Consider the following 25,565-nt stretch of genomic DNA (forward strand, 5'->3'; position numbering starts at 1 on the left):
GAGAGGCGGGAATGCGGGCGCCGCTGGTCGTGAAGCGGGCCCTGGATGAGCCGTTGCTCCTGCTCGGCGCGTTCGGGGCGATCCTCCTGGCGACGACCACGCTGGTGGCGATGACCATGTACGCCGCCGCCGTCTCCGGCGCGGGCGTACGCGAGGCGGTGCGGGACGCCCACTACCGCCAGACCAGCGTCACCGTCACCGCCCAGGTCGACGCCACGACCTTCCCCCAGTACGACCGCCTGGTCCGCGACCGGCTGACCGAGACCTTCGGAGCGCCGCCCGGCGTCACCACCAGCCTGCGCTCCGACTCGTACGTCATGCCGGGCGAGGACGACGAGGAGCTGCCCGGCCTGCTGCGCTTCGGCAGCCACGACGGGCTCGACCGGCACGCCAGGCTGGTCGCGGGCAGGTGGCCGCAGACCGGGGGAGAGACGGTGGAGGCGGCGATCTCGGAGCCGGCGGCCACCGCCACCGGGTTCGAGGCCGGCGAGGAGTTCGTCACCAAGGCGCGCGGCGACGGCCACCCGGTCAAGGTCCGCGTCGTCGGCGTCTTCCGGCTCGACGACCCGGTGGGCGAGCGCTGGGCCGGTGAAGAGCTGCTGAGCCGGGGCGTGGAGCGCGGCGAGTACACCACGTACGGGCCCCTCATCGTGACCCCCGAGACCTTCGTCGCCGGCTTCGCCACCCGCGTCAGGGCCGTCTGGGCGGCCGAGCCCGGCTTCGGCACGCTGACCGCCGAGCGGCTGCGCCCGCTGGCGGCCGCCGTCGGCGGGCTGAGCCGCGGGCTGCCGGCGGCGGGCTGCGTCACCTGCCTGACCGCCACCGACCTGCCCGCGCTGCTCACCCAGCTCGACAGCGCGTCCCTGGTGACCCGCTCGGTGCTGCTGATCTCGATGCTGCAGCTCCTGCTGCTGGCCGGCTACGCGCTGGTGCTGACCGCGCGGCTGCTGACCGACCACCGCCGCATGGAGACGGCGCTGCTGCGCTCGCGTGGCGCGGGCACGGGCCGGCTGGTGGCGCTGGCGGGCGGCGAGGCCCTGCTGATCGCGCTGCCGTGCGGGGTGGTCGCGCCGTTGCTCGGGCCGCCGCTGATCGCGCTGATCGGCCTGCTGTCCGGGACTTCGGTGCGGACCGAGCCGGACGCGGGGGCGTACCTCGTCTCGTTCGGGGTGGCTTCGGCCGCCGCCGTGCTGCTGGCGCTGCCGGCGGTGGCGGGCGGGCGGCGCACGTACGTGCAGGAGCAGTCGGCGCGCGGCCGTGGCCTGCGGCGCGCGCTGATCCACGGCGCGGGCGGCGACCTGGCGCTGCTGGCGGCGGCCGGGCTGGCGATCTGGCAGCTGCAGCGCTACGGCGGCCCGGTCACCGCGACGGCGGCGGGCGGGCTCGGCATCGACCCGCTGATCATCACCGGCCCCGCCCTGGCCCTGCTCGCGGGCGGCCTGCTGGGGCTGCGCCTCGTGCCGCGCGTGTCGCGGCTGGCCGAGCGGGTCACCGCCCGCCGCGCCGGCCTCGCGCCCGCGCTGGGCGCCTGGCAGGTGAGCAGACGGCCGCTCAGGTACGCGGGCCCCGCGCTGCTGCTGACCCTGGCCATCGCGATCGGCGTCATCTCCCTGGCCACCACCGCCACCTGGCAGACCTCGCACCGCGACCAGGCCGACCACCAGGCGGGCGCCGACCTGCGGCTGCGCGGGCCTTCCGAGGGGCCTGAGCTGGGGGTGCTCGGGCGGGGGACGGCGTTCGCGGCGCTGCCGGGCGTCACCGCCGCCTCGCCCGCCTTCCGCGCGCAGACCGACGTGGGCGGCGAGAGCGCGCTGCTGCTCGCCCTGGACGCCGACCGGCTGCCCGAGCTGCTCCACCTGCGTCCCGACCTGTCGGCACAGACGGTTCCGCAGCTCGCCGCCGCGATCACCGGCGATCGGGGCGCACGGTTGGAGCTGCCCGGCAAGCCGCGCGCGCTCACCGTGCGGGCCGACGCGCGCGCCGCCGGGCCCGGCAGGCTGGTGCTGTCCGACGCGCTCGGCGTCTGGCACGACCTGCCGCTCGGCGAACTGCGAGAAGGCGCCAACACGGTCGAGCTCGACCTGGCCTCGCTCGCGGGCCGCTCGGGCACGATCACCTATCCGCTGTCCGTACGCGGCCTCGCGGGGGCGGGGGACCCGCGGCTGACCGCGCTGAGCGCGGACGGCGGTGACGTTCCGGTGAGCGGGGCGCTCGGCGCCGCGCGGAGGCCGCTGCCCGTGGTGCTCACGTCCGGCCTCGCCGCCGCGCTCAGGCTGACCACGGGTCAGTCCGGGGAGGTGCGCTTCTCCGGACTGGTCGTGCGGATCGAGGTCGTGGGCATCGTGACGAGCCTGCCCACCAGTGACCCCGGGCAGGAGGGCGTGCTCGCCGACTGGGAGTCGCTGCACACGTACGAGCTGGCCGCCGCGCAGCCGTCCAGGCCCGCCACCGAATGGTGGCTCGCCACCACCGACTCGGCGCCCGCCAGGGAGGTGCTGCGCCGCAACCCGCAATGGGACGTCACCGCCGTGGACCGGCACGAGCTGGCGGCGAAGCTGCGCGACGACCCGCTGGCCGGCGCGCTGCGCGGCGGGCTGACGCTGGGGTTCGCGGCGGCGCTCGGCTTCGCGGTGCTCGGCTTCCTGGTGAACGCGGTGGTCGCGGCGCGGGAGCGGCGGGCCGAGTTCGCGGTGCTGCGGGCGCTCGGCACCGGGCCCCGGCAGATGTTCGGGCTGCTCGCCACCGAGCAGGCGTTCGTCATCGGGTTGTCGCTCGCGTCCGGCACCGCGCTCGCCGTCGCGGTCGGCGGCCTGGTGGTGCCGCGCATCGTGCTGAGCGGGCAGGCGGCGGCGGTGGCGCCCGACGTGCTGTTCCGGCTCCCGTGGGGGTCCGTGGCGGTGCTGCTGGCCGTGGTGACGGCGGTGCTCGCGGTGATCGTCGCGGGGCTGGCCGAGCGCATGTGGCGGGGACAGAGCTTGGAGGAACGTTGAGGATCCCCCTGGGCGTCCGCACGCACGCGGGCACCGTCGCGCTGCTCGCCGTGCTGACGGCGCTCGCCTGCCTGCTGGTCTCCGGGCTGCCGCGAACCATGCAGGCGTCGTACGACGAGGCGCTGCGCAGATCGCTGACCGGGGCCGACGTGACGGCCGCCGACCTGACCGTCACCGGCGCCCCGGCGCAGCAACCCGGCGAGCTGCACTCGCGCGCCGAGTTCGAGTACGCGGCGCAGCGCTGGCGCGCACTCGTGCCGGCCGCGCTGCGCCCCCTGACCGGGCCGGGCGGCCACATCAGCGCCAAGACCTTCCGCACGCCCGCCGAGGGGAAGGGCCCGATCCGCGAGTTCGTCAACCTCGGCTGGCTCTCCGACGCCGACCGGCGCGTGGACTGGGTGCGCGGCCGTGCCCCGGGCGCGCCCACCACCATGCGGTACGCGGGAAGCACGATCCCCGTCATCGAGGTGGGCGTCGCCGAGGAGGCCGAGTCCCGGATGGGGCTGCGCGTCGGTGAGACCAGGCTGCTCGGCGAGAGCGTGCACACGGCCGTGCGGATCGTCGGCGTCTTCCGCGCCAAGGACCCGGCCGACCGCGCCTGGGGCCACGACGCCGACGTCCTGCACGTCACCCACGCCGTGCCCGCCGACGGGCCGGAGGAGCTGCACACCACCACGCTCATGGCGGACGCCGGGCTGGCCGCGCTGGCCGACCCCACCCGCAACCTGACCTACCGCTGGGTGTTCCCGCTCGACCCGCGCGCCGCGAACGCCCTGTCCGCGCCCGGCGTCCCCGCCGCGGTCGCCGAGTTCCGCCGGCAGGTGGACGTCCAGGGCACCGGCCTCATCAGCTACCGCCTGGCCACCGGGCTGCCCCAGCTCATCACCGCCTTCCTGACCGCGCTCGCCGCCGCCCAGACCGTCCTGTACCTCGTGCTCGGCGGGCTGTTCGCGGTCGCGCTCGGCGTCATCGCGCTCGCCGCGCGGCTGCTGACCGACCGCATGGAACGCACGCTCGCCCTGGCACGGGCGCGCGGCGCCGCGCTGGGGCAGGTGGTGGCCGCGGGGACCGCGCTGACCGCGCTCACGACGGGGCCCGCCGCGCTCGCCGGGTACGCGCCGGCGTACCTGCTGCCGGGGCCCGCGCTGCCGATCGTGCACATCGGGCCCCTGGCCGTGGTCGTCGTCACCGTGGCCTTCGCCGGGACGCGCGTGGCGCTCGCCCACCGCACCCCACTGCGCGAGCGGCGCGGCGACCTGGCCGCGGTCCGGCCGTCCGCGCGGCGCGTCACGGTGGAGGCGCTGGTCGTCGTGCTCGCGCTGGCGGGGGCGTACCTGCTGCGGGCCAGAGGGGTGTCGGGGAGCGCGCGGCAGGATCCGTACCTGCTGGTGATCCCCGTCGCGCTGACGCTCGCCGCCGCGCTGATCACCCTGCGCTGCCACCCCTACCCGCTGCGGCTGCTCGTCCGGCTGGCCGCGCGCGGGCGGGCCGCCGTGCCGTTCCTGGGGCTGGCCAGGGCGGCCAGGCAGCGCGCCACGGGAGCGCTGCCGGTGCTGATCCTGCTGCCCGCGCTGAGCCTGTCGGTGTTCGCCGCGGTGATCCACGACGGGATCACCACCACCCAGCAGGTGGCGTCCTGGCAGAAGGTGGGCGCGCCCGTCAAGCTCACCGCGGCCGGCCTCACGCCCGAGACGATCGAGCGGGTACGCACCGCGCCCGGCGTCGAGCGGGTGGCCCCCGCCATGACCGGCCGCGCGCAGATCACGGGCACCGGCGAGCAGCCGTACGTCGTCGCCGTGGACTTCGCCCAGTGGCGGCGGGTGAACGAGGGCGCCCCGATCAGCCTGCCCGCCCTGTCCGGCGGCACGTCCGCGCTGGTCTCGCCCGCGCTCGGGCCGCGCGGCACCTTCGACCTCACCTGGCTGTCACCCCTACGCCTGAACGCCCAGGGCGTCATCGACGCCGTGCCCGGGTTCTACGCCGGCGGGCAGTTCCTCCTCGTGCCGTGGGAGGTGCTGCCCTGGCACGCGGCCGACACGCTGCTCATCAAGGGCGACATCAGCCCCGCCGAACTGGCCCGGCTCGTCCCGTCGGCCACCATCGAGACGCAGGAGGCGGCGCTGCGGGCCATCCAGGCCGATCCGCTGACCGGGACCGTCCGGACGACGATGGTCGTGGTGACGGTGGCGCTGGGGGCGTACGCGCTGGTCGCGATCGTGCTGTCGCTCGTCGCCGGGGCCGAGGGGCGGGCGCGGACGGTGTCGCTGCTGCGCACGCTCGGGCTGTCCGACCGGCAGGCCAGGCGGCTGACCCTGCTGGAGCTGCTGCCCGTCGTCGTCATCACCGCGCCCGTGGGCGTGGCCCTGGGCATGGGGCTGCCCGCGGCGCTCGGCCCCGGTGTGGACGTGTCGGTGTTCGCCGGCGGCCTGCCCGTCGCCGACCACACCCCGGGCCTGCTCACACCTGCGGCGCTGGCGGCGGGGCTGGCGCTGTGCGCGGTGGCGGGGGCGTACGCCCACACCGCCATGACGCGGCGCCGCAAACTCGACGCCGCACTCCGCGTCGGCACCGACTGACCGAACTCAAGGGGGTGCCGCCTGCAGGCCGTCAGCGGAGGGTCAGGGCGCGGTCAGCGGGGGGCGGGAGGGTCGGGGGCATGAACATCACTCAAGTCGCGGGCGGCAGGCAGGACTTCCAGCTCGTGCGTCACATGACCGTACAGGGCGGGCAGATCGGGATCGGCAGGCGGCTCACCGACGAGGCGTTGCGGCTCGGCTGGCGGCCCCGCCCGGTGGACCCCACCGTGAACCGGGCCAGGCGGACCTGGTTCGAGCGGCACTGGCCGCAACACCACGCCAGGATGGACGGCGCGGCCGAGGCGCTCGGCCTTGACCCCGACCAGGACGAGCTGGCCCTGGACGGGCTCGGCTACGTCCCGACCGGCTCCGCCTGCTCGGCCCTGTGGGTGCCGCCGTCGGCGTCGGCGGACGGTCACGGCAGGATGGCCCGCAACTACGACTTCTTCACCCTGACCGCGAGCGAGTTCAACGGCGGCGCACCGGGGCCGGACGAGCTGCCGATGGCCGCCCGCCCGTACGTGATCACCACGATCCCGGACGACGGCCTCGCCTCCACCGTGATCACCATGTCGGACCTCGACGGCTGCATGGACGGCATCAACGAGGCGGGGCTGGCGGTGACGCTGCTGATCGCCGACATCGAGAACGCCGAGCCGCCGCAGGACACCACCCCGCAGGTCGGCCTGAGCAGCTTGCAACTGCCCCGGTTCCTGATCGACACCTGCGCGACCGTGGAGCAGGCCAAGCAGGCGCTGCTGTGCGCCAAGCAGTACGACCACGGCGCGCCGCTGCACTACCTGATCTCCGACGCGCACGGCGGCGCGTTCGTGTGGGAGCGCGGCGCGAACGGCACCGAGCACATCGTGGAGGTCGGCGACGGGCCGCTGTGCGTCACCAACCACCAGCTGCACCGCCACCCCGACCCGATGGCGCTGCCCGCCGACACCGAGGAGACGCTCGGCACGTACGGCCGGCTGCGCGCGCTGTACGAGCACAGCAAGGGCGTCACGATGTCGGAGCGCGACATGTGCGACGGCCTGGAGGTGGTGCGCGCGCCCGAGTTCGGGCCGTTCCGCACGCTGTGGCGTACGGTCTTCGACACCGCCGAGCGGACCCTGTCGAGCTCCTTCTACCTGGGGGACGGGCGGTACACCGACGAGCTGGTCTTCAGCGCCCGCCGAGGGTGACCTGTGGCGTATGGGGCCGTCCTTTACCTACGTTTGACACTGGTAGCAAAGGTGCATAAGTTGCACCGCACCACGTGTGTGGCGATCTTCGTGCCCGGTGCGGGCGCGAGCAGCCACCGCGCGACAGCTGGACGACGTTAGGAACGGCTCTTATGCGCAGATACAACCGGGCCGGCGTGCTCGCGCTCACCAGTGCGGCCGCCCTCGCCGGATCCCTCCTCACGAGCGCCCCCGCGCAGGCGGCGTCGTCGCCCATCGCCGCGTGCGGCAGCAGCTACCACGTGATCGACAAGCACAGCCTGGGCGGCGCCACCGTCTACCTGCTCTACAACGGCAAGACCAACTGCGTCGTCACGTGGCGCAACAAGCCCAGCAGCAAGCGGGTCTACCTCAAGGCGCTGATCCACCGGGAGCGCCAGCCGTGGAAGGTGGACGGCGGTAACTTCACCACCTACGCCGGGCCCGTCAAGATCGACGCCAGGGGCTACTGCGTCCAGTGGGGCGGCGACTACGGCAAGAAGAAGTGGACCTCGAAGTTCGGCCACTGCGGCAAGTGATCCCTACCGCCTGAAGGTGACCCGGCCTGAAGTGACCCGGCCTGAAGTGACCCGGGCCGCCTAAGGGGTGGCGAATGGCGGGGCGCCGGACCAGGCGGGCAGGGGCTCGCAGCGGGCCCGCCACTCGTCCGGCAGGCGCGTGGCCGCGCCGGCGGCCACGATGCCGCCGACGATGGCGCACGTGGTGTCCACGTCGCCGCCCGCCATCGCCGTCGTCCACAGGGCGCTCGCACCAGCCTGAGCATCCGGTTCGTCGCCGGGCCGTAGCCCCGGTCGAAGTCGTGGCGCGCGGCGGAACCCGACGCCAGCTCGTCCTGGGCGACGCCGCCGCGATCGCCTCCCATTATGGGACAGCTACGATTACGCCGCCTCGGCGCTGAGCGTCGGGGCCACCGGGCGCCGGGCCGCGAGCCGGGTGGGCAGGGCGACCAGCGCCGCCGTCACCACCACGGCCGCCGCCGCCACGGCGAACAACCCCCACGCCGGCGGCGCCACCGCGTTCCTGGCGCTGAACAGCAGGTTCATGAACGCGCCCAGTGGCACGCCGGCGAGCGCGCCCGACACCGCGGGCAGAAGCTGGGCGACGGACAGCCCGGCGGCCACCTGACCGGGGGTGGCGCCGACGGCCTGGGCGATGGCCAGGTTCAGGCGGGCGTCCATGGCGGTGGTCCAGGTGAGGATCAGCGTGTTCACCACCGCCAGGACGACGATCAGCACGGTGACGGCGAGCAGCACCCGGCGGTCGTGCTCGCCGCGCAGGTTCGGCAGGGCGGAGGAGCCGTTCAGGCCGTAGCCGCGGTTGTGCTGCGCCTGCAGGGCCAGCAGGGCGATCAGCGTGATGACGGTGACGGCGGTGGCGCACGCCTGCAGCACGGCGCGGCCCGGCCTGCGAGCGGTCAGCCGCAGCCCGAGCAGGAGCGGCGTGGGCAGCAGCGCGGACAGCGCGGTCAGCCAGGGCCGGTGCCGCGGGCGGCGCACGCCGGCGCCCAGTGCCGTGACGGTGGCCGTACGCAGGGCGTGCAGCGTGGGACGCAGCGTCGACAGCACCGCCACCACGACGGCCAGCACCGCCGTCGCGACCACGGCCGAGCCGGTCAGCGTGACGTCGCCGATCCTGCTGGCGGTGGGGGTGGCCACGGCCGGCATGGCCAGCCGGGCGGCCACCAGCCCGAGCACGTTCCCCGCCACCGCGAGCACCAGGTACTCGGTGAGCAGGACGGTCGCGATCAGGCCGGGGGTGGCGCCGACGGCCTTGAGCAGCCCGGCCCTGCGGGTCTGCTCGGCCGTCCGCCCGGCGGCCAGCGCGGCCACGCCGGTGACGGCCAGCAGGTCGAGCAGCCATCCGCCGAGCACCAGGATCGGCTGGCTGTTCCTGAGGATCACCATGTCCTGCTGCGCCGTGAACTGCCAGGAGTGGAAGTTCACCCTGATGGCGTCGAGCTCGTGGTGGGCGTCGCGGAAGGTGTCGGCGGTGGCGGGGTCGCGCAGCTTGAGATCCACGGCGGTGGTGACCTCGAGGTCGCGGGCCTCCGCCAGAGCCCGCGCGTCGGACGTGGTCAGCCAGGCCAGCCCGCTGTAGTCGCTGGGACCGCCGCCCGGCCCGATCTGCGCCGCCCACGGGTAGATGGAGGTGGCCGCCGTGACGGCGACCCCGACGACGGGGTACGTCCGCCCGGCGATCGTCACCCGGTCACCGGGCCCGACCTCCAGCGCGGTCGCGAACCCCCGCTCCAGCACCAGGCCGCCGGGACGCACCCACTCGCCCGAGGTCACCACCGGCCGCTCGACGGCGGCGGGCCGCTCGTCGATGGCATGCACCACGACGGGCGACTTGATCCCGTCGCGCGCGCTGAGCTCGCCGTAGACGATCCGGTACGGCCCCCGGTGCGCGACGACCCGCGGATCCTCCGTCAGCGAGGCCAGAGCCGGCGCCACGGCAGGCCCCGACTCCCCGGAAAGCACCACCACGTCGGGCCCGGCGGTGGCGGCGCGCGTCTGCGCGTGAAGGGAGTCGCTGACGCCGGGCAGGGACACCCCCACGGCCAGCGTCGCCGTGGCCACCGCCACCGCGAGCAGGAGCAGCACCCCCTGAACGCGATGCCGCCGCAGATCGGCCCGCACCAGCCGCGCGACGAGCACGAGAGAGCTCACGGCGGTCAGCCCTCCAGCCCGATGAGCCCGCCCAGCCCGCCCAGCCACTGGCCGCCGGTGCCGGTCATGACGGTGTCGCCGACGAACATGCCGTCGCGCATGGTGATCAGCCGGTCGGCCGTGGCCGCCACGCGCTCGTCGTGGGTGACGATCACCAGCGTCTGGCCCGAGCCGCGCAGGTCCTCGAAAATGCGCAGGATGTCGTTCGTGGCGGCGCTGTCGAGGTTGCCGGTGGGCTCGTCGGCGAGGACGACGCGCGGGTCGTTGACCAGCGCGCGGGCGACGGCGACGCGCTGGCGCTGGCCGCCCGACAGCTCCGACGGCAGATGACGGGCGCGTTCCGCGAGGCCGACCCGTTCGAGAAGGCCGGCCGCGCGGCGTCTGGCCTGCCGGGGCGAGCGGCCGGCGAGCAGCGCGGGCAGCTCGACGTTCTCGGCCGCCGACAGCTCCTCCACCAGGTGGAACGCCTGGAACACGAAGCCCACGGAGCGCCGCCGCAGCCGGGCCAGGGCACGCTCGCTCAGCGTGTCGATGCGCCGCCCGTCCACCCACACCTCGCCCTCGGTCGGCCGTTCGAGACCGCCCAGCAGGTGCAGGAGTGTGGACTTCCCGCAGCCGCTCGGCCCCATCACGGCCAGCGACTGCCCCTCGGGCACCTCCAGGTCGATCTCGTCCACCGCGCGGACCCGGCTCTGCCCCTGGCCGTGCGTCTTCACCAGGCCGCGGGTCTGCACCGCGATCATGCGTCCTCCGTCCCGGCGCCGGGCGTCCAGGCGCGTTCGCAGACGTCGAGCCAGCGCAGGTCGGCCTGCAACCGCAGCACGACCCCCTCGAGCAGCAGGGCGGCCCCCGGCCCGGGCGGCTCGGCGAGCGCCGCCTGCTGGGCTTCGCGCAGGCGGCGCAGCAGCTCGCGGCGCTGCGCGGCGACCAGCTCCACCGGGTCGGCCAGCCGGGCCGCCGCGGCGGCGGTGAGCTTGAGATGGAACTCCGCGAGGTCGGGCTTCGGCCAGCCCACCTCGCTCAGCCAGGCGGTCACCCGCTGCTGCCCGGCCGGCGTCAGCGCGTAGACCTTGCGCTCGGGCCGGTCGGGCAGGCCGTCGGCCCGCTCGCAGACGACGAGCCCCGCCTTCTCCAGGCGGGACAGCGTCACGTAGATCTGGCCCCGGTTCATCGCCTCGCCGAGCGGGCCCAGGCTGCGGCGCAGCCGGGCGTGCAACTGGTAGCCGTGCGACGGCTCCTTGGCGAGCATCGCGAGCACCGCGTCCTGCATGGTCGCTCCCCTAACGGTTGGCTAATAGATAGCGGTTACCCAAGGGGAGTGTCAAAGCGGCGCACGCACCGCCGCCGTCGTACGCGCGGTGTGATCACACCGGCCGGCCGGTGAGGCGGGTGGCGTCCTGGCTTGGAGGCAGGCCGTACTGGCGGCGGTACTCGCGGCTGAACTGGGAGGCGCTGTCGTAGCCGACGCTGTGGGCGACGGCGGTGACGTCGCGGGGATGGGCGGCGAGCAGCAGCCGGGCCTGCTGGAGGCGGAGCTGCTTCTGGAACTGGATCGGGCTCAGCGCGGTCACGGTCTGGAAGTGCCGGTAGAACGCCGACGGGCTCATGCCGGCCGTACGGGCCAGGTCCTCGACGCGGAACGGCTCCGCGTAGTGCTCCTTGATCCACCGCGCCGCCCTGGCGACGTGGCTGAGGCTGCTGTCGGCCAGGCCGAGCTGGCGCACGGTGCCGCCCTGGTCGCCGGTGAGCACCCGCCACAGGATCTCGCGCTTGACCATCGGCGCCAGCACGGCCTGGTCGCCCGGCCGGTCGAGCAGCCGGACCAGGCGGGTCAGGGCGTCGAGGAGGTCGTCCGTCATGGACGCGACGGCGATGCCGGGCAGCGCGGGCCCCCGCCCCTGCGGCGGGTCGGCGTGGAGCAGCAGGTCGGCGATGGCGGACGGGTCGAGGACGAGCGCCATCCCCACGGCGGGATGATCGGGGCCGATGTCCACGAAGTGGCCGGTGCACGGCAGGTCGATGGAGGCCACCAGGTAGCTGCCCGGCCGGTATTCGAGCACCCGGTCGCCCACCACGAGCCGCTTCGCCCCTTGGGCGAGCACCGCGAGCACCGTGCCCGACATGGAGGGCGAGGGCGGGCCGGGCTGCTCGATCCTGGCGATGTGCAGGCCGTCGACGGCAGTGGTCTCGTCGGGGCGGACGTGCCGGTCGAGCAGGGAGAGCAGCTCGTCGAATCCCATCGCTCCACCCTACGCCGAGCCGTCTCGCGCGCCCGTCCCCCCGAAATGCCCACGACCACCATGCTGTACGTCGTCGTGGCCGTGCCGCTGAAGCTGGCACTCGCGCTCGGCGCGGCGATGCTGCTGAAGAACCTCACCAGGGGCAGGGGCTTCTACCGCTCGGCCTTCTACGCGCCGTCGCTGCTCGGGGCGAGCATGTCGATCGCGCTGGTGTGGCGGGCGCTGTTCAACGACGGCGGCTCGGTGACCGACGTGCTCAAGTGGTTCGGCATCGACACCGGAGGCTGGGTCGGGAACCCGCAGCTCGCGGTGTTCGCGGTGGTGCTGCTCGCGGTGTGGCAGTTCGGGGCGCCCATGGTGATCTTCCTCGCCGGGCTGCAGCAGATCTCTCCCGAGCTGTACGAGGCCGCCGCCCTCGACGGCGCCGGCGCCTGGCGGCAGTTCGTCTCCGTCACCGTGCCGATGCTGTCGCCGGTCGTCTTCTTCAACCTGGTGCTGGAGATCATCCAGTCGTTTCGGTGCTGCCGATCGTGCTGTTCTTCTTCGTGTTCCAGCGCTACCTGGTGCAGGGCATGGCGACCTCCGGGCTGAAGGGCTGAGGGCGGGATGGCCCGCGTGACCGGCAGGGCGCCCGGCGAGCCGTTCGGGCCGGGGTTCGCGCTCTTCGCCGACATGCTGCTGGCCGGGCTGCTGACCACCGTCGCGGCGGTGCCGGTGGTGACCGTGCCGGCCGCGTTCGCCGCCGCGTCCGCGTCGCTCAGGGAGTCCGCGACCGGCGGCGCGCACGTCACCGTCGCCGGGTACGCGCGGCGGCTGCGCGCCCGGCTCACCCCCGGGACGCTGGCCGCCGGGCTGGCCCTGCCGCTGCTCGCCGGGGTGCTGCTGGTCGACCTGGCGCTCGTCCGTGCCGGGCTGCCGGGCGCCGGCGTCATGGCGCCCGCGCTGGTCCTGCTCGCGCTGGGGGCGCTGACCGTCGGGCTGCGGGCGGTCGCCTCGCCGTACGGGCCGTCGGTCCGTACGGCGCTGCACCGCTCGGCCGGCGATCCGCGCGGCACGCTCCTGCTGGCCTGCGCGGTGCTGCTGGCGGTGCTGCTCGTTTGGGCGATCCCGCTGCTGGTGCCGCTGCTGCCGGGCCCGCTGGCGTTCGCCGCCGCCGTCGTGGACCTGCGTTCGGCGGATGAGCGCGCCTGAGACCTGCGCCCCTCCCGGCGGTCAGGGGAGGGCGGCGAGCTTCTCGCGTACGGCGTCCGCCTGGGGCCGGCCCGACTCGGCGAGCAGGCCGAGTGCGCGGCGCCACGCGGCGCGGGCCTGTTCCCGTGCGCCGGCCGTGGCGTGGACGTCGCCCAGGTTGACGAGCGTCTGGGCGAGGAAGGAGCGGCTGTCCAGCTCCTCGAACACCGTGGCCGCCCGCCGGTAGTACGCCACCGCGTCGGAGTGCCGGCCCGCCCGGTGGTAGGCGTGGCCGATGGTGTCCCAGGTCAGCGCCTGGTTGTTGGGGTCGTCGAGCTGCTCGTACAGGGCGGCGGCCCGGCGGCAGTAACGCAGCGCCTGCTCGTACTCGCCGGTCTCCACGAGCACGTTGCCCGCCGTGTTGAGCGCCATCGCCTGCCCGATGAGGTCGTCGGCGGCCACGTACAGGCGCAGCGCCCGGGTGCCGTGGTGCAGCGCCTCGGTGTACTGGCCCTGCCGGTAGAGCAGCGCGCACAGGTTGACGTGGGTGTGCGCCTGGCCGACGCGGTCGCCGAGCCGGTCGTACAGGTCGAGCGCGAGCCGGATGTGCGGCTGCGCCTCCACGTGCCGGCCCAGGTTCGAGCAGGCCATGGCGATGCCGCGGTGGGCGATGGCCTGCGCGCGTACGTCGCCGAGCCGCTCGGCGGCGTCCAGCCCGGCGCGCTGGGTGGCGCGCCACTCGTCCCAGTGACCCTGCCGGTAGAGGAAGTCGGTGACGACCCAGACGAGCTGCCAGGCGTGTACGTCGAACGCCTCGGCGGCGGCCCGGGAGATCAGCCCGAGCAGCACGCGGTGCTCGTTCGCGTACCAGGCGAACGCCTGCTCGTAGCCGTCGAACGCGGTGACCGTCACGCCCGCCTGGCGGGAGGCGAGGGTGATGGGCTCGCGGTGCGGGTTGAGCAGGCGGGCGGCGGCGTGGCCGGTGTGCAGGTGGTGGTCGAGCAGGCGGTGCAGCGCGGCCCGCCGCTCGGCGGCGTGCGGGCGTACCAGCTCGGCGGCGTAGCTGCGCAGCAGGTCGTGCAGGCTGTAGCGGCCGGGCAGGTGCTCGGTGAGCAGGTGCGCGCTGCGCAGCTCGCCGACCGGCGCGCGTAACCGCTCGGGCGTGACGCCCGCCAGGCTGGCCATCGCGGCCGGGGTGAAGTCGGGCCCGGGATGCACCGCCAGCAGCCGGAACAGGCGGGCCGTCTCGGCGCTCAGCGTCCGGTACGACCAGGAGAAGACGGCACGGGCGTCGGCCGCCGGATCACCGGCGTCGAGCGTGTCGAGGCGGCGGCGCCGGTCGCCGAGCTGGGCGGCGACCGAGGCCAGGGAGAGCGCGTGGGTGGCGGCGTGCGCGGCCGTGATCGCCAGCGCCAGCGGCAGCCCGGCGCAGCGGGCGATGATCGCGCCGGCCGCATCGGGCTCGGCGGCGACGCGGGCCGCGCCCAGCCGGCCGGCCAGCAGCTCCCTGGCCTCCTCGTCGCGCAGCAGGTCGAGGGTCAGCGCGGCGGCCGCCTCCGTCGCGACCAGGCCGGTCAGCGTGTTGCGGCTGGTCACCAGCACCGCGCAGGACGGGGCCGCGGGCAGCAGCGGCTTGACCTGCTCGGCCTCCAGGGCGTTGTCCAGCACGATGAGGACCCGCCTGTCGGACAACGTCGTGCGGTAGAGGGCGGAACGTGCGGCGAGGTCGTCCGGGATCTGCCGGGGCGGTACGCCCAGCGCTTCGAGGAACGTGCCCAGGGCGTCGCGCGGGTCCACGGCGTCGCCCGACGGGCAGAAGCCCTTGAGGTTGACGTAGAGCTGGCCGTCAGGGAACCAGCCGCGCGCCCGGTGCGCCCAGTGCAGCGCCAGGCACGTCTTGCCGACGCCGGCCATGCCGGAGACGACGCAGATCCGGGTGGCTGCGCCGCCCGCCTGCGGCCCCAGCAGCTGGTCCAGCTCCGCCAGCGCCTCCGTCCTGGCCACGAACCTGGACACCCCCACAGGAAGCTGCCGCGGCTCGCGCCGCCCGCCTTCTGTCTCCGGGCCGGCGGCCTCTTCGGCGGGCGGGGGAGGAGGGCCCGCCTGGGCGGCGGCGGCGAAGGCGGCCTGTTCGAGCGGGTCGAGCTGCAGCGCCTCGGCCAGCAGCCGGAGCGACCTGCTGCGGGGCCGCTCCACCGCGTCGCCCTCCAGCCGGCGGATCGTCCGGACGTTGACCCCGGTCTTGCTCGCCAGCTCCTCCTGGGTCAGCAGCGCCCTGTTGCGCCACGCCCGGACGAGCGCTCCCAGACTCTGACCCTCCTGAACGATCCCAGCAGACATGGTGACCCCTCGATCCATGCGCATTGCCCATATCCCCGTGCCCCCCGCCGGGGTGGAGTCTACGAGACCATCCATAACACCTAGGGGTGTCATGTCTGTTTATTTCGGAGGTGTGTCCGAAATGGCGGGACAAATGTTCTGAGCTGGGCATTGATCGTTTGATCGTGTGAAAAGTAAATAATCTTGTCAAGGTGGATCAACGCCCGGAGCCGCGCGTGCGGCAGGCGGACCCCCGTGTCCGCGAGAATGGCGTCACCGGCCCTTCATCTTCGCCGGTGAAGGCGGTCGGCCACCAGGACGAAAACCGGGCATTCGCCGGACAGCGCATCGCGTACGCCGCAAAGGCGTACGCCTGCGACCACGGCATGCCCTATATGATCCGTCTTCTGCGGAGGCGGGAGTATGAACATGAATCGGGCACCGGGCATGGTGGACGTGGCACGCGAGGCAGGCGTGTCCCACGTCACCGTCTCCCGCGTGCTCAACGACCACCCCTCCGTACGCCCCGAGACCCGGGCCAGGGTGGAGGCCGCCATCGAGAAGCTCGGCTACCGGCGCAACAGCGTCGCCCGCGCGCTCAAGAGCCGCCGCTCCTCCACGATCGGCGTGGTGCTGGCCGGCGCCGAGCTGTACGAGCTGCCCAGGATGCTGCGCGGCGTGCAGAGCGCGGCCCAGCGCGCCGGCTACTGGGTGAACCTGGCGAGCTGGCAGGGCGGCAGCACCCGCGACTTCGCCGAGACGTTGCGGCGGCTCACCGACCAGGCGGTCGAGGCGGTCGCGGTGATCGGCGACCGGCCGATGGTGGTGGACGCGCTGGCCGAGATCGCCACCGACGTGCCGGTGACGGTCATCGTGTCCGGCACGGTGCCCAACCCCGACCTCGGTTTCGTCGAGCTGGACCAGGAGCTGGGGGCGCGACTGGCCGTACGCCACCTGCTGCAGCTGGGGCATCGCCGCGTCGCCTACCTCACGGGCGCGCTGCGCACCTACGACGCGCGGGCCCGGGTGGACGGCTGGCGGGCCGCGCTGGCGGAGGTGCCGGAGGCCCAGGGCGAGCTGTTCGAGGGCGACTTCACCGGCAACAGCGGCTACCGGCTGGCCACCTACCTCGTGACGCGGCACGAGGCCGAGCCGCCGACCGCGATCTTCACCGGCAACGACCAGATGGCCATGGGGGTGCTGGCGGCCTTCGCCGAGCTGGGCGTGCGGGTGCCGCAGGACGTCTCGCTCGTCGGGTTCGACGACATACCGGGGGCCGCGTACCTGGTGCCCGCGCTGACCACCGTCCGCCAGGACTTCCTCGGGCTCGGCGAGCGCTGCGTCGAGCAGTTGCTGGGGCGGATCAAGGGTGACGCGCCCGCGACCGAGCGCATCCCGCCCGAGCTGGTGGTCCGCCGCAGCACCGCCCCGCCCAGGGATCAGGCCGGCTCGTAGTCGAACCAGCCGAACCGCGCACGCCCCGTGCCGCAGGCGTAGAGGCCCAGGTAGACGCCGACGAACCCGCCGGCGCGCTCGGTGCTGAGGACGGCGCGCTCGACCGTGCCGAGCGTGGCCCAGGTGGTGGCCGGGGTGGTGGCCGGGGTGGTGGCCGGGGTGGTGGCCCGGGTGGTGGCCCGGGTGGTGGCGCAGCCGGCGCGGAAGGTGTAGCCGGTCTCGTCGCCCTCCACCTCCAGCACGATTTCCCCGTGCACAGGCGCGGTGGCCAGGCGGGTGGGGACGCCCGACTCCCGTACGGTCAGCACCGCCTCGCCGTCGATGAGGGTGAGCGTCGCGTGCTGGTCCTGGTTCTGGAAGACGGCCAGCCCTGCCTCGGCACCCGGTCGCGCGCCCGTGAAGGTGAGGCTGGTGCGGGCGCGGAACCGTACGTGCTGCTGCCGCCGCCCGACGAACGCCGGCACGCCCAGGGTCGAGAGCGGCTCAGGACCCGCCTCGATCTCCAGCCCGTCGCCCGTCAGATGATCCACCGGGCCGCGCAGGCTGTTCCACTCCGGCCCGAGCACCGGCCCGTCGAAGTGCTCCCGCCCGGCCGGCGGCTCGTCCTCGGGGAGGGCGGCGGCGATCGAGGGGAGGCGTTCGTCCAGGCGCACCCCGCCTGACTCGGGGGCGAAGACCGGCCCGGCGGGCGTCCAGGTGACGGGCACCAGGAAGGTCTCGCGGCCCAGCGTGTGGGTGCCGTCGATGGGGCGGACGCCCAGCGTCACCGCCCACGTCTCGCCGTCGGGCGTGTCCACCAGATCGGCGTGCCCCACGTTGTGCACCGGCTCGCCGGGATCCCGGTGCCGGTGGGTGAGCAGGGGGCTGCGCGGGTCGGTGACGTACGGGCCGGTGACGGTTCCCGCGCGGGCGGCGGTGACGCTGTGGTTGCGCTCGGTGCCGCCCTCGGCCGCGATCAGGTGGTAGGTCCCGTCCCGCTTGTACAGGTGCGGCGCCTCCACCCACGCCCCTCGTACGGCGCCGTGCCACAGCACGTGGGTCGGCCCCACGAGCTTCAGCCGCTCGAGATCCAGCTCCCGCATCCACAACTCGCCCGGCCCGACGTCACCGGCGGCGTCCCGGCAGGCGGTGAACCAGCAGCGGCCGTCGTCGTCGAAGAACAGTGAGGGGTCGATGCCCTCGGCCTCCAGCGGCACCGGGTCCGACCACGGCCCGGCGGGGTCGTCGGCGGTGGCGACGAAGGTGGTCCGGCCGCGCCGCTCCACGGCGAGCGTGGACACGACGTAGAACCGGCCCTCGTGGTGGCGGATCGTCGGCGCCCACAGCCCGTCGGAGACGTCGAGCCCCTCCAGCGGCAGCAGGCCAGGCCGGTCCACCACGTGGCCGAGCTGCCGCCATCGCACCAGGTCACGGCTGTGGAAGACGGGCAGTCCAGGGAAGTACGCGAACGACGAGGTGACCAGGTAGAAGTCGGCCCCGACCCGGCAGATCGACGGGTCCGGATGGCAGCCGGGCAGGACGGGGTTGCGAAAGGTGGGCACGGGGGCGGGCTCCGGTGGCGTGTTACAAGAAGGGGCTTGACAGAATGACAACGTTAACATCAGGTTAGAAACCCAACGCAAGGCCCGGCCCCCCGCCGGAGAGCACCTGTCCGAGGAGACCGCCATGACCCCACCCTCCCTGCCCCCGCGCCGCAGGCGCAGGACGCTCCTGGGCGCCGCCGCACTGGTCGCGGCCCTGACGGCGTCGCTGGCCGCATGCGGTTCGAGCGAGCCGGAATCCGCGGGCACGGCGAGCGCGGACGGTCCGATCACGCTGCAGTTCTGGACCTGGAGCCTCAAGGGCAGCGACCCCGCCGCGCAGGCGATCGTGGACAAGTACCACGAGCTCAACCCCAACGTCACGGTCAAGCTCTCGGAGGTGGGCGGCACGTCCGACACCGCCGCCAAGCTGCTGGCCGCCGACCAGGCCGGCGACACCCCCGACGTGGTGCAGATCGAGTACCGCGGCGTGCCCGCGCTGGTCGTGGCGGGCGCCGTCAAGGACATCACCGCCGACGTGGCGTCCGTCAAGGCGAACGTCGACCCGAACATCTGGGCCCAGACCACCTTCAACAACCAGGTGTACGGCGTCCCCCAGGACATCGGCCCGATGGTGCTCACCTACCGCAAGGACCTGTTCGACAAGTTCGGCGTGAAGGTCCCCACCACGTGGGCCGAGTACGCCGACGCCGCCGAGAAGATCCACAAGAAGGACCCCGAGGTCTACATCGCCAGCTTCGCGGCCAGCCAGCTCGAGTTCTTCGCCGCGCAGGCCGCCCAGGCCGGCGCGCAGTGGTGGAGCACCGACGGCAACAGCTGGAAGGTCGGCATCGCGAGCGAGCCGTCGCTGAAGACCGCCGACTTCTGGCAGGACCTCGTCGAGCGCGACCTGGTCAAGGTGGAGCCGCTGCTCACGCCGGAGTGGAACGCCCAGGTCAACAAGGGCAAGATCCTCAGCTGGGCGGCCGCGGCCTGGGCGCCGAGCGTGCTCTACACGGTCGCGCCCGACACCGCGGGCAAGTGGGAGTCGGCGCCGCTGCCGCAGTGGACGAAGGGCGACCCGGCCGTGCCGTTCCTCGGCGGGTCGGCGTTCCTGGTGCCGGAGAAGTCGAAGCACGCCGCCGAGGCGGCGAAGTTCGCGGCCTGGCTGGGCGCCTCCGACGAGGGCTCGAAGCTGCTGCTCGGCCTCGACCTCTTCCCCGGCGGCAACGCGGGCCGGCAGGCCACGCTCTCCCACGAGCCGCCCAAGCTGATGCCGCAGCAGAAGGACTTCTACCAGGTCACCGACCAGGTGATCAAGAACACCACCATCCCGGTCACCTGGGGGCCGAACGTCAACGTGGCGCAGAGCGCCTTCGGCGACGCGCTCAACAAGGCCGCGCTGGCCAAGTCCTCCTTCCGGGAGGTGTACCAGGCCACGCAGCAGGCGGTGGTCGCCGACCTGCAGAAGTCCGGTTACACCGTCACCCAGTAAGACGCGCGGGGCCCGCCCAGGGCCCCCGCTCGATCCCACTCTGGACGTCTCATGCCCGCCTCCTCCGCCGGCCGCCGCACCCGCCTGCGCGCCGTCGCCACCCCATGGCTGTTCGCCTCGCCGGCGATCGTGCTGTTCACGCTGTTCATGGTCATCCCGATCGGTTACGCGATCTACCTGAGCTTCCGCGGCTTCCGCGTCGAAGGCGGCGGGGCGTTCGGGCGGCGCGTGCAGACCTTCGTCGGGCTGGACAACTACACCGCCGCGCTCAGCGACCCCGAGTACGCCGCCGGGCTCGGCCGCGTGCTGCTGTACGGAGTGATCTCCATCCCGAGTGTGCTCGGCCTGGCCCTGCTGTTCGCGCTGCTGCTCGACACCCCGAGGGTGCGGGCGCGCGGCTTCGCGCGTACGGCGATCTTCCTGCCGTACGCGGTGCCCGGCGTCATCGCCAGCCTGCTGTGGGGCTTCCTGTACCTGCCCAGCACGAGCCCGATCACCTACATCGCCCGCGAGCTGAACGCGGGGCCGCTGGACTTCTTCGGCTTCCCCGCCCTCTACTTCTCGCTGGCCAACATCGCGCTCTGGTCGGGCGTCGGCTTCAACATGATCATCATCTTCACGTCGCTGCGCGCCATCCCCACCTCGGTCTACGAGGCGGCCCGCATCGACGGGGCCAGCGAGCTGCAGATCGCCTGGCGGATCAAGATCCCGCTGGTGGCGCCCGCGCTCGTGCTCACCGGCCTGTTCTCGGTGATCGGCACGCTCCAGCTCTACAGCGAGCCGGCCACGCTGCGGCCGATGACGACCACGATCGGCTGGACGTGGGTGCCGCTGATGAAGATCTACCAAGAGGCGTTCTCGAACGACAACCTGGGCGGGGCCGCCGCCGCGTCCGTGGTGCTGGCCGTCGGGATCCTCGCCATCTCGCTGCTGTTGCTGCGCTTCTTCCAGCGCCGGACCTTCGGAGACAACGCATGACCGCCGTCACGAGCACCGGCGACCGCCAGTTCGGCCGGCGGCGCACGGTGAAGCGGCGCAGGCCGCGGCTGGCGCTGGTCGTGCTGCTGCTCGGCGCGCTCTACTGCCTGACCCCCGTCGCCTGGGTGGTGCTGGCCGCGTCGAAGACCTCGCGCGAGCTGTTCACCACGTTCTCGTTCGCGCCGGGCACCGGGCTGATCGACAACCTGATCGACCTCAGCACGTACGGGGGCGGCCAGTTCTGGAAGTGGGGCCTCAACTCGCTCATCTACGCGGGGCTCGGCGCGGTGCTGTCGACCCTGGTGGCGGCGATGGCCGGTTACGCCCTGGCGAAGTTCCGCTTCCGCGGCCGGCAGGTGCTGTTCTCGGCGATCCTGGCCGGCGTGCTGGTGCCCGGCGTGGTGCTGGCGGTGCCGCAGTATCTGCTGCTGGCCGCCGTCGGCCTGGCCGGGACGCACTGGTCGGTGCTGCTGCCGGTGATCATCAACCCGTTCGGCATCTTCCTGTGCCGGGTGTTCGCGGTGGCGTCGGTGCCGGAGAGCACGCTGGAGGCGGCCCGCCTGGACGGCGCCGGCGAGCTGCGGATCTTCGTCACGATCGTGCTGCCGATGATGATCCAGGGCCTGGTGACGGTGTTCCTGCTGCAGTTCGTCGGCATCTGGAACAACTTCCTGCTGCCCTTCATCATGCTCTCCGACCAGGACAAATACCCGATCACACTGGGCCTGTACACGTTCCTCGGCAAGGGCGCGGGCGACGGTGACCTCTACTCGCTGGTCATCACCGGCTCCGCCGTCGCCGTCATCCCGCTGATCATCCTCCTGCTGGTCCTGCAGCGCTTCTGGCGCGCGGACCTGCTCGCCGGCGGCCTGAAAGGTTGATGGGCATGAAGTTCACCGACGGGCTCTGGCAGCTGCGTCCCGGCGTCACCGCGCTGTACGCGGCCGAGGCCTACGACATCGACGCCGGCGCCGACGCGATCACCGTGACCGCGCCCACCACCGTCATCACCCGGCGCGGCGACACCCTCAACCGCCCGGTGCTGACCCTGCGGCTGTCGTCACCGCTGGAGGACGTGATCCGCGTCCGCATCGACCACCACAGCGGCGGCGGCGAGCAGCGCGGCTTCGACCTGCCGGCCGACGGCCCGGCCAAGACCGACGGCACGACGCTCACCAGCGGCGCGCTCAGCGCCACCGTGACGCCAGGCGCCCCCTGGAACCTGGCCTTCCACGCCGACGACCGGCCGCTCACCACGAGCGGGCACAAGTCGATCGGCTACTTCCAGCTCGCCGCCGACGCCCAGACCGACCCGGGGCCGGTCGGCAAGCCCAGGACGGGGCCGTCCGCCCACCTCGCCCAGCAGCTCTCGCTCGGCGTCGGCGAGGTGGTCTACGGGCTCGGCGAGCGCTTCGGGCCGCTGGCCAAGAACGGGCAGACGGTCGACATCTGGAACGCCGACGGGGGCACCTCCTCCGAGCAGGCGTACAAGAACGTGCCGTTCTACCTCACCAACCGCGGCTACGGCGTCTTCGTCAACCACCCGGGGCACGTGTCGTACGAGGTGGGGTCGGAGGTGGTGCAGCGGGTGCAGTTCTCCGTCGAGGACGAGAGCCTGGAGTACTTCGTCATCTACGGGCCCACCCCCAAGCGGATCATCGAACGCTACACCGCGCTCACCGGCCGCCCCGCCCGGCTGCCCGCCTGGTCGTACGGGCTGTGGCTGTCCACCTCGTTCACCACCGACTACGACGAGCGGACCGTCACCTCCTTCATCGACGGCATGGCCGAGCGGGACCTGCCGCTGTCGGTCTTCCACTTCGACTGCTTCTGGATGCGCGAGTTCAACTGGTGCGACTTCGCCTGGGACCCGCGCGTCTTCCCCGACCCCGAGGGCATGCTGGCCCGGCTGCACGCCAAGGACCTGCGGGTCTGCGTGTGGATCAACCCGTACATCGGGCAGCGCTCGCCGCTGTTCGCCGAGGCCGCAGAGCGCGGTTACCTCCTGCGGCGGCCGGACGGGGGCGTCTGGCAGTGGGACATGTGGCAGGCCGGCATGGGGCTGGTCGACTTCACCGACCCCGACGCCACGCGGTGGTTCCAGTCGAAGCTGCGCGGCCTGCTCGACCAGGGCGTGGACGCGTTCAAGACCGACTTCGGCGAGCGCATCCCGCTCGACGTCGTCTACCACGACGGCTCCGCGCCCGAGCGCATGCACAACCTCTACACCCAGCTCTACAACGAGGCCGTGTTCGAGGTGCTGGAGGAGCGGCGCGGGCGGGGCGAGGCGGTGCTGTTCGCCCGCTCGGCCACGGCCGGCGGGCAGCGGCTGCCCGTCCACTGGGGCGGCGACTCCGGCTCCTCGTACGAGTCCATGGCCGAGAGCCTGCGCGGCGGCCTGTCGCTGGCGTTCTCCGGCTTCTCGTTCTGGAGCCACGACATCGGCGGCTTCGAGGGCACGCCCGACCCCGGCGTGTTCAAGCGGTGGGTGGCCTTCGGGCTGATGTCCTCGCACTCGCGGCTGCACGGCTCGTCGTCCTACCGGGTGCCGTGGGCGTTCGACGAGGAGGCGGTCGAGGTCACCCGGCTGTTCACCAAGCTCAAGCTGCGGCTGATGCCGTACCTGTACCAGGCGGGCGTCGAGGCGCACGAGAGCGGCACGCCGGTGATGCGGCCGATGGCGATGGAGTTCCCCGGCGACCGCACCGCCGCCCATCTCGACACCCAGTACATGCTCGGCCCCGACCTGCTCGTCGCGCCCGTCTTCACCCCTGACGGGACGGTGGAGTTCTACCTGCCCGACGGCACGTGGACGAACTACCTGACGGGGGAGCGGGTCGAGGGCGGGCGCTGGCGTACCGAGCGGCACGGCTTCACCTCGATGCCGATCTACGTGCGCGAGGGCGCCGTGCTGCCCGTCGGCGCCAGGGACGACCGGCCCGACTACGCCTACCTCGACGGCCTCACCCTGCGCGTCTACCCCGGGCCCGACGGCGAGACCACGCTCACCGTCACCGACCCCGTGACCGGCACGCCGGCCCGCTTCACGGTCACCCGGTCAGGCGGCGAGGTGATGGTCACCTCCACCGCTCCGTCCGGCTGGCGTCACGAGCCCGCCTGAGCGATCGGGCAGTGCGTGCCCCGGTAGATCGTGGGCATGCAGCGGTTGCAGTGGATGCAGGTGGAGGCGACGCCCGGGTCCTGCCTGATGCGGTCGATGAGGCCGGGCTCCTTGAGCAGGGCCCGGCCCATGGCCACGAAGTCGAAGCCCTCGGCCATGGCCCTGGTCATGCTCATGCCGAGCAGGTTCGGCCGCCTGCTGGGCGCCAGCGCGGGAAGCCGGGTGGAGGCCGGGTCGGCCACCGGGCCCGGGTGCCCGAGCCGGGCGGACGCTTGGACGCAAGCGGACCGCCCCCACCTGGGCGTTCGCTGCTCGACGCCCGGGGTAGCCGTAGCCGCATGACCACTCCTGATGAGAACGCGGCGAAAACCGACACCGAGCGGCTGCTGGACGCGGCCCAGGAAGACGAGCGGAACGCCCGCGAGCCCGCGGACGAGCCCAGGCACGCCGGCCAGGCGGCGATGGAGGAGGCCCTGCGCCAGTCCGGCCAGACGGCCGAGGACCTCACCTCCGGCACGGAGAACGGCGAGCCGGCGGAGTGAGGGGGCCCCGCACTCCCTGGCGGCCCGCACTTCCTGGCCCCCCGCGCTTCGCCTGGCGGGGCGCGGGCCGCGTTACTGCGGAGACCTTGGGGGCAGCGGGCGAAATGAGGGAGTTGAGATGAGTCATCACGTACCAGAGCACGATCCTCGTTCGCGGTTCGAGGACGAAGGCATACCGGATCTCCAGGACGGCACGCCGCAGCAGCAGTGGGCGGTCGATCCGCAGGAGGCGCCGCTGCCCGCCGACGAGCCGGTGGCCGTGGAGGAGTTCGGCACCACCGACGACGAGCAGATCCAGGGCGAGTCGCTGTCCGGGCGGCTGGATCGGGAGATGCCCGAGGACAAGCCCCAGTTCGGGGTGGAGGAGGGCGCGACCGCCGGGCGCCGGGCCGGTGACGACTCCGACGCGCCCGCCGTGGACCGGGTGACCGAGGAGGGCGGCCTCGGCGTCGGCTCCGACCTCGACACCGGCCGCGAGCGGGACAGCGGCATCGACCCCGTGCCGGGCGCGCAACCCGAGGAGCCGTCCGGGCAGGTGTGGGACGAGCCGCGGCCCGCCGGTCGCCTCGTCGCCGCGGACGAGGGCGCGCACGGGGACGACGAGCCCGACGAGATCGCCACCGAGGTCGGGCCGGACGGCGGCGGCTTCACCGCGGAAGAGGCCGCCATGCACATCGAGCCGGAGTGAGGGGAGGACCATGGCGAGCAAGGACGACGACAAGCGCCGGGAGCAGGACAAGGGCACGACGTTCGACCCCGACCTGCACAACATGGGCGGCGACGTGGGGCCCGCCGGCATCCCCGGCTCCGACGACTCCGGGTACGCCGAGCCCATGGGATACGTCACGGGCCGCGACGACGGATGGTCGGTGACGGCGGGATCGGGCGAGAAGTCGGTCGCGGCCCGTACGGACGAGATCGAGGACCACGTCGCCACCTACGGCCCGAGCCCGCACCCGATGCCGGAGGACCAGCGCGAGCAGCGGGGCGAACCGGGCGACCCGGGTTTCCGCGTGCAAGGCCCCGTGGACGAGTCGGAACACGGCCTCATCGTGGACGACGAGGGCGAACCCCCGTCAGAGCCGGAGGGCGCGCTGCGCGGCGGCGAACACATCAGCGCCGACGTCGACTGGGTGGCCTCGGACGAGGAGGACGACCCGGACGGCGGCTCCGGCCGCACGGGCGCCGACGACGGCGGCTACCTCCCCGGCGAAGGCACCGGCCGCCCCTACTGACGCGCCGCGACGGCCCGGGCCGTGGC

At 73.5% G+C, this 25,565-nt stretch carries 22 protein-coding genes; 14 read left to right on the plus strand and 8 right to left on the minus strand.

The window, feature by feature from the left end; translation table 11 throughout:
- The first annotated feature begins 11 nt into the window (after positions 1-11).
- The 4 genes from AB0K18_RS11120 to AB0K18_RS11135 all read left to right on the plus strand — a co-directional run bounded on the left by AB0K18_RS11120 (position 12) and on the right by AB0K18_RS11135 (position 7,313).
- Complete coding sequence (locus AB0K18_RS11120) at positions 12-2,990, plus strand: ABC transporter permease (protein WP_364913125.1); 2,979 nt, start codon at positions 12-14, stop codon at positions 2,988-2,990.
- On the plus strand, positions 2,987-5,566 hold the full coding sequence (locus AB0K18_RS11125) for an FtsX-like permease family protein (RefSeq protein WP_364913128.1): 2,580 nt from the start codon (positions 2,987-2,989) through the stop codon (positions 5,564-5,566). The genes AB0K18_RS11120 and AB0K18_RS11125 overlap by 4 nt, the downstream gene beginning before the upstream one ends.
- Before the next feature lie 80 nt (positions 5,567-5,646).
- Entirely contained in the window at positions 5,647-6,756 is a 1,110-nt protein-coding gene (locus AB0K18_RS11130; protein WP_364913131.1) for a C45 family peptidase, read from the plus strand.
- A 152-nt stretch (positions 6,757-6,908) separates the two neighbouring features.
- A complete protein-coding gene (locus tag AB0K18_RS11135; RefSeq protein ID WP_364913134.1) occupies positions 6,909-7,313 on the plus strand; it encodes a spore-associated protein A in 405 nt (134 codons plus the stop codon).
- A gap of 60 nt (positions 7,314-7,373) precedes the next feature.
- Here the strand turns inward: AB0K18_RS11135 and AB0K18_RS11140 are convergent, their stop codons facing one another.
- The 5 genes from AB0K18_RS11140 to AB0K18_RS11160 form a co-directional block, all read right to left on the minus strand.
- Positions 7,374-7,520 carry a hypothetical protein gene (locus tag AB0K18_RS11140; protein ID WP_364913137.1) on the minus strand — a complete coding sequence of 49 codons (147 nt, stop codon included), beginning with the start codon at positions 7,518-7,520 and terminating at the stop codon, positions 7,374-7,376.
- Positions 7,521-7,673: 153 nt separating this feature from the next.
- Entirely contained in the window at positions 7,674-9,464 is a 1,791-nt protein-coding gene (locus AB0K18_RS11145) for an FtsX-like permease family protein (RefSeq protein ID WP_364913140.1), read from the minus strand.
- 5 nt (positions 9,465-9,469) lie between these two features.
- Positions 9,470-10,207 (minus strand): ABC transporter ATP-binding protein, encoded by a 738-nt coding sequence (locus tag AB0K18_RS11150; protein ID WP_364913143.1) that lies wholly within the window; start codon positions 10,205-10,207, stop codon positions 9,470-9,472.
- Positions 10,204-10,734, minus strand: a complete 531-nt coding sequence (locus AB0K18_RS11155; protein WP_364913146.1) for a PadR family transcriptional regulator — start codon at positions 10,732-10,734, stop codon at positions 10,204-10,206. The genes AB0K18_RS11150 and AB0K18_RS11155 overlap by 4 nt, the downstream gene beginning before the upstream one ends.
- Before the next feature lie 94 nt (positions 10,735-10,828).
- Positions 10,829-11,704, minus strand: a complete 876-nt coding sequence (locus AB0K18_RS11160; protein ID WP_364913149.1) for an AraC family transcriptional regulator — start codon at positions 11,702-11,704, stop codon at positions 10,829-10,831.
- Between the two features lie 45 nt (positions 11,705-11,749).
- Between AB0K18_RS11160 and AB0K18_RS11165 the strand changes: the two genes are divergently transcribed.
- Both AB0K18_RS11165 and AB0K18_RS11170 read left to right on the plus strand, forming a co-directional pair.
- Positions 11,750-12,295, plus strand: a complete 546-nt coding sequence (locus AB0K18_RS11165; protein WP_364913152.1) for a sugar ABC transporter permease — start codon at positions 11,750-11,752, stop codon at positions 12,293-12,295.
- Positions 12,296-12,310: 15 nt separating this feature from the next.
- Positions 12,311-12,895: a hypothetical protein gene (locus tag AB0K18_RS11170; protein ID WP_364913155.1), complete on the plus strand. Its 585-nt coding sequence runs from the start codon at positions 12,311-12,313 to the stop codon at positions 12,893-12,895.
- 21 nt (positions 12,896-12,916) lie between these two features.
- On the opposite strand, the gene AB0K18_RS11175 is transcribed toward AB0K18_RS11170, so the two are convergent.
- Positions 12,917-15,214, minus strand: coding sequence for a tetratricopeptide repeat protein (locus AB0K18_RS11175; protein ID WP_364913158.1), 2,298 nt, complete (start codon positions 15,212-15,214; stop codon positions 12,917-12,919).
- A 408-nt stretch (positions 15,215-15,622) separates the two neighbouring features.
- On the opposite strand from AB0K18_RS11175, the gene AB0K18_RS11180 reads away from it, so the two are divergent.
- Complete coding sequence (locus AB0K18_RS11180) at positions 15,623-16,648, plus strand: LacI family DNA-binding transcriptional regulator (protein ID WP_364913161.1); 1,026 nt, start codon at positions 15,623-15,625, stop codon at positions 16,646-16,648.
- Here the strand turns inward: AB0K18_RS11180 and AB0K18_RS11185 are convergent.
- A complete protein-coding gene (locus tag AB0K18_RS11185; protein ID WP_364913164.1) occupies positions 16,633-18,189 on the minus strand; it encodes a glycoside hydrolase family 43 protein in 1,557 nt (518 codons plus the stop codon). The genes AB0K18_RS11180 and AB0K18_RS11185 overlap by 16 nt on opposite strands.
- 124 nt (positions 18,190-18,313) lie before the next feature.
- Here AB0K18_RS11185 and AB0K18_RS11190 point away from each other — a divergent pair, with 124 nt between their 5' ends.
- The 4 genes from AB0K18_RS11190 to yicI are packed head-to-tail and all read left to right on the plus strand — an operon-like array spanning position 18,314 to position 23,762.
- Positions 18,314-19,663 carry an extracellular solute-binding protein gene (locus AB0K18_RS11190; protein ID WP_364913167.1) on the plus strand — a complete coding sequence of 450 codons (1,350 nt, stop codon included), beginning with the start codon at positions 18,314-18,316 and terminating at the stop codon, positions 19,661-19,663.
- Between the two features lie 51 nt (positions 19,664-19,714).
- Positions 19,715-20,641, plus strand: coding sequence for a sugar ABC transporter permease (locus AB0K18_RS11195; protein WP_364913170.1), 927 nt, complete (start codon positions 19,715-19,717; stop codon positions 20,639-20,641).
- Entirely contained in the window at positions 20,638-21,522 is an 885-nt protein-coding gene (locus AB0K18_RS11200) for a carbohydrate ABC transporter permease (protein WP_364913173.1), read from the plus strand. The genes AB0K18_RS11195 and AB0K18_RS11200 overlap by 4 nt, the downstream gene beginning before the upstream one ends.
- Positions 21,523-21,527: 5 nt before the next feature.
- The gene (gene yicI / locus AB0K18_RS11205) at positions 21,528-23,762 is read left to right on the plus strand and encodes an alpha-xylosidase (RefSeq protein WP_364913176.1); all 2,235 of its coding nucleotides are present in this window, start codon (positions 21,528-21,530) and stop codon (positions 23,760-23,762) included.
- Here the strand turns inward: yicI and AB0K18_RS11210 are convergent.
- The gene (locus AB0K18_RS11210; protein WP_364913179.1) at positions 23,747-24,004 is read right to left on the minus strand and encodes a hypothetical protein; all 258 of its coding nucleotides are present in this window, start codon (positions 24,002-24,004) and stop codon (positions 23,747-23,749) included. The genes yicI and AB0K18_RS11210 overlap by 16 nt on opposite strands.
- Positions 24,005-24,100: 96 nt before the next feature.
- Between AB0K18_RS11210 and AB0K18_RS11215 the strand changes: the two genes are divergently transcribed.
- The 3 genes from AB0K18_RS11215 to AB0K18_RS11225 all read left to right on the plus strand — a co-directional run bounded on the left by AB0K18_RS11215 (position 24,101) and on the right by AB0K18_RS11225 (position 25,539).
- A complete protein-coding gene (locus AB0K18_RS11215) occupies positions 24,101-24,304 on the plus strand; it encodes a hypothetical protein (RefSeq protein ID WP_364913182.1) in 204 nt (67 codons plus the stop codon).
- Positions 24,305-24,422: 118 nt separating this feature from the next.
- Complete coding sequence (locus tag AB0K18_RS11220) at positions 24,423-24,992, plus strand: DUF5709 domain-containing protein (RefSeq protein ID WP_364913185.1); 570 nt, start codon at positions 24,423-24,425, stop codon at positions 24,990-24,992.
- Between the two features lie 10 nt (positions 24,993-25,002).
- Positions 25,003-25,539, plus strand: a complete 537-nt coding sequence (locus tag AB0K18_RS11225; protein ID WP_364913187.1) for a hypothetical protein — start codon at positions 25,003-25,005, stop codon at positions 25,537-25,539.
- Positions 25,540-25,565 lie beyond the last annotated feature (26 nt).

It is taken from the genome of Nonomuraea sp. NPDC049421, assembly GCF_040677005.1.
In the GTDB taxonomy this organism is placed as follows: Bacteria; Actinomycetota; Actinomycetes; order Streptosporangiales; family Streptosporangiaceae; genus Nonomuraea; species Nonomuraea salmonea.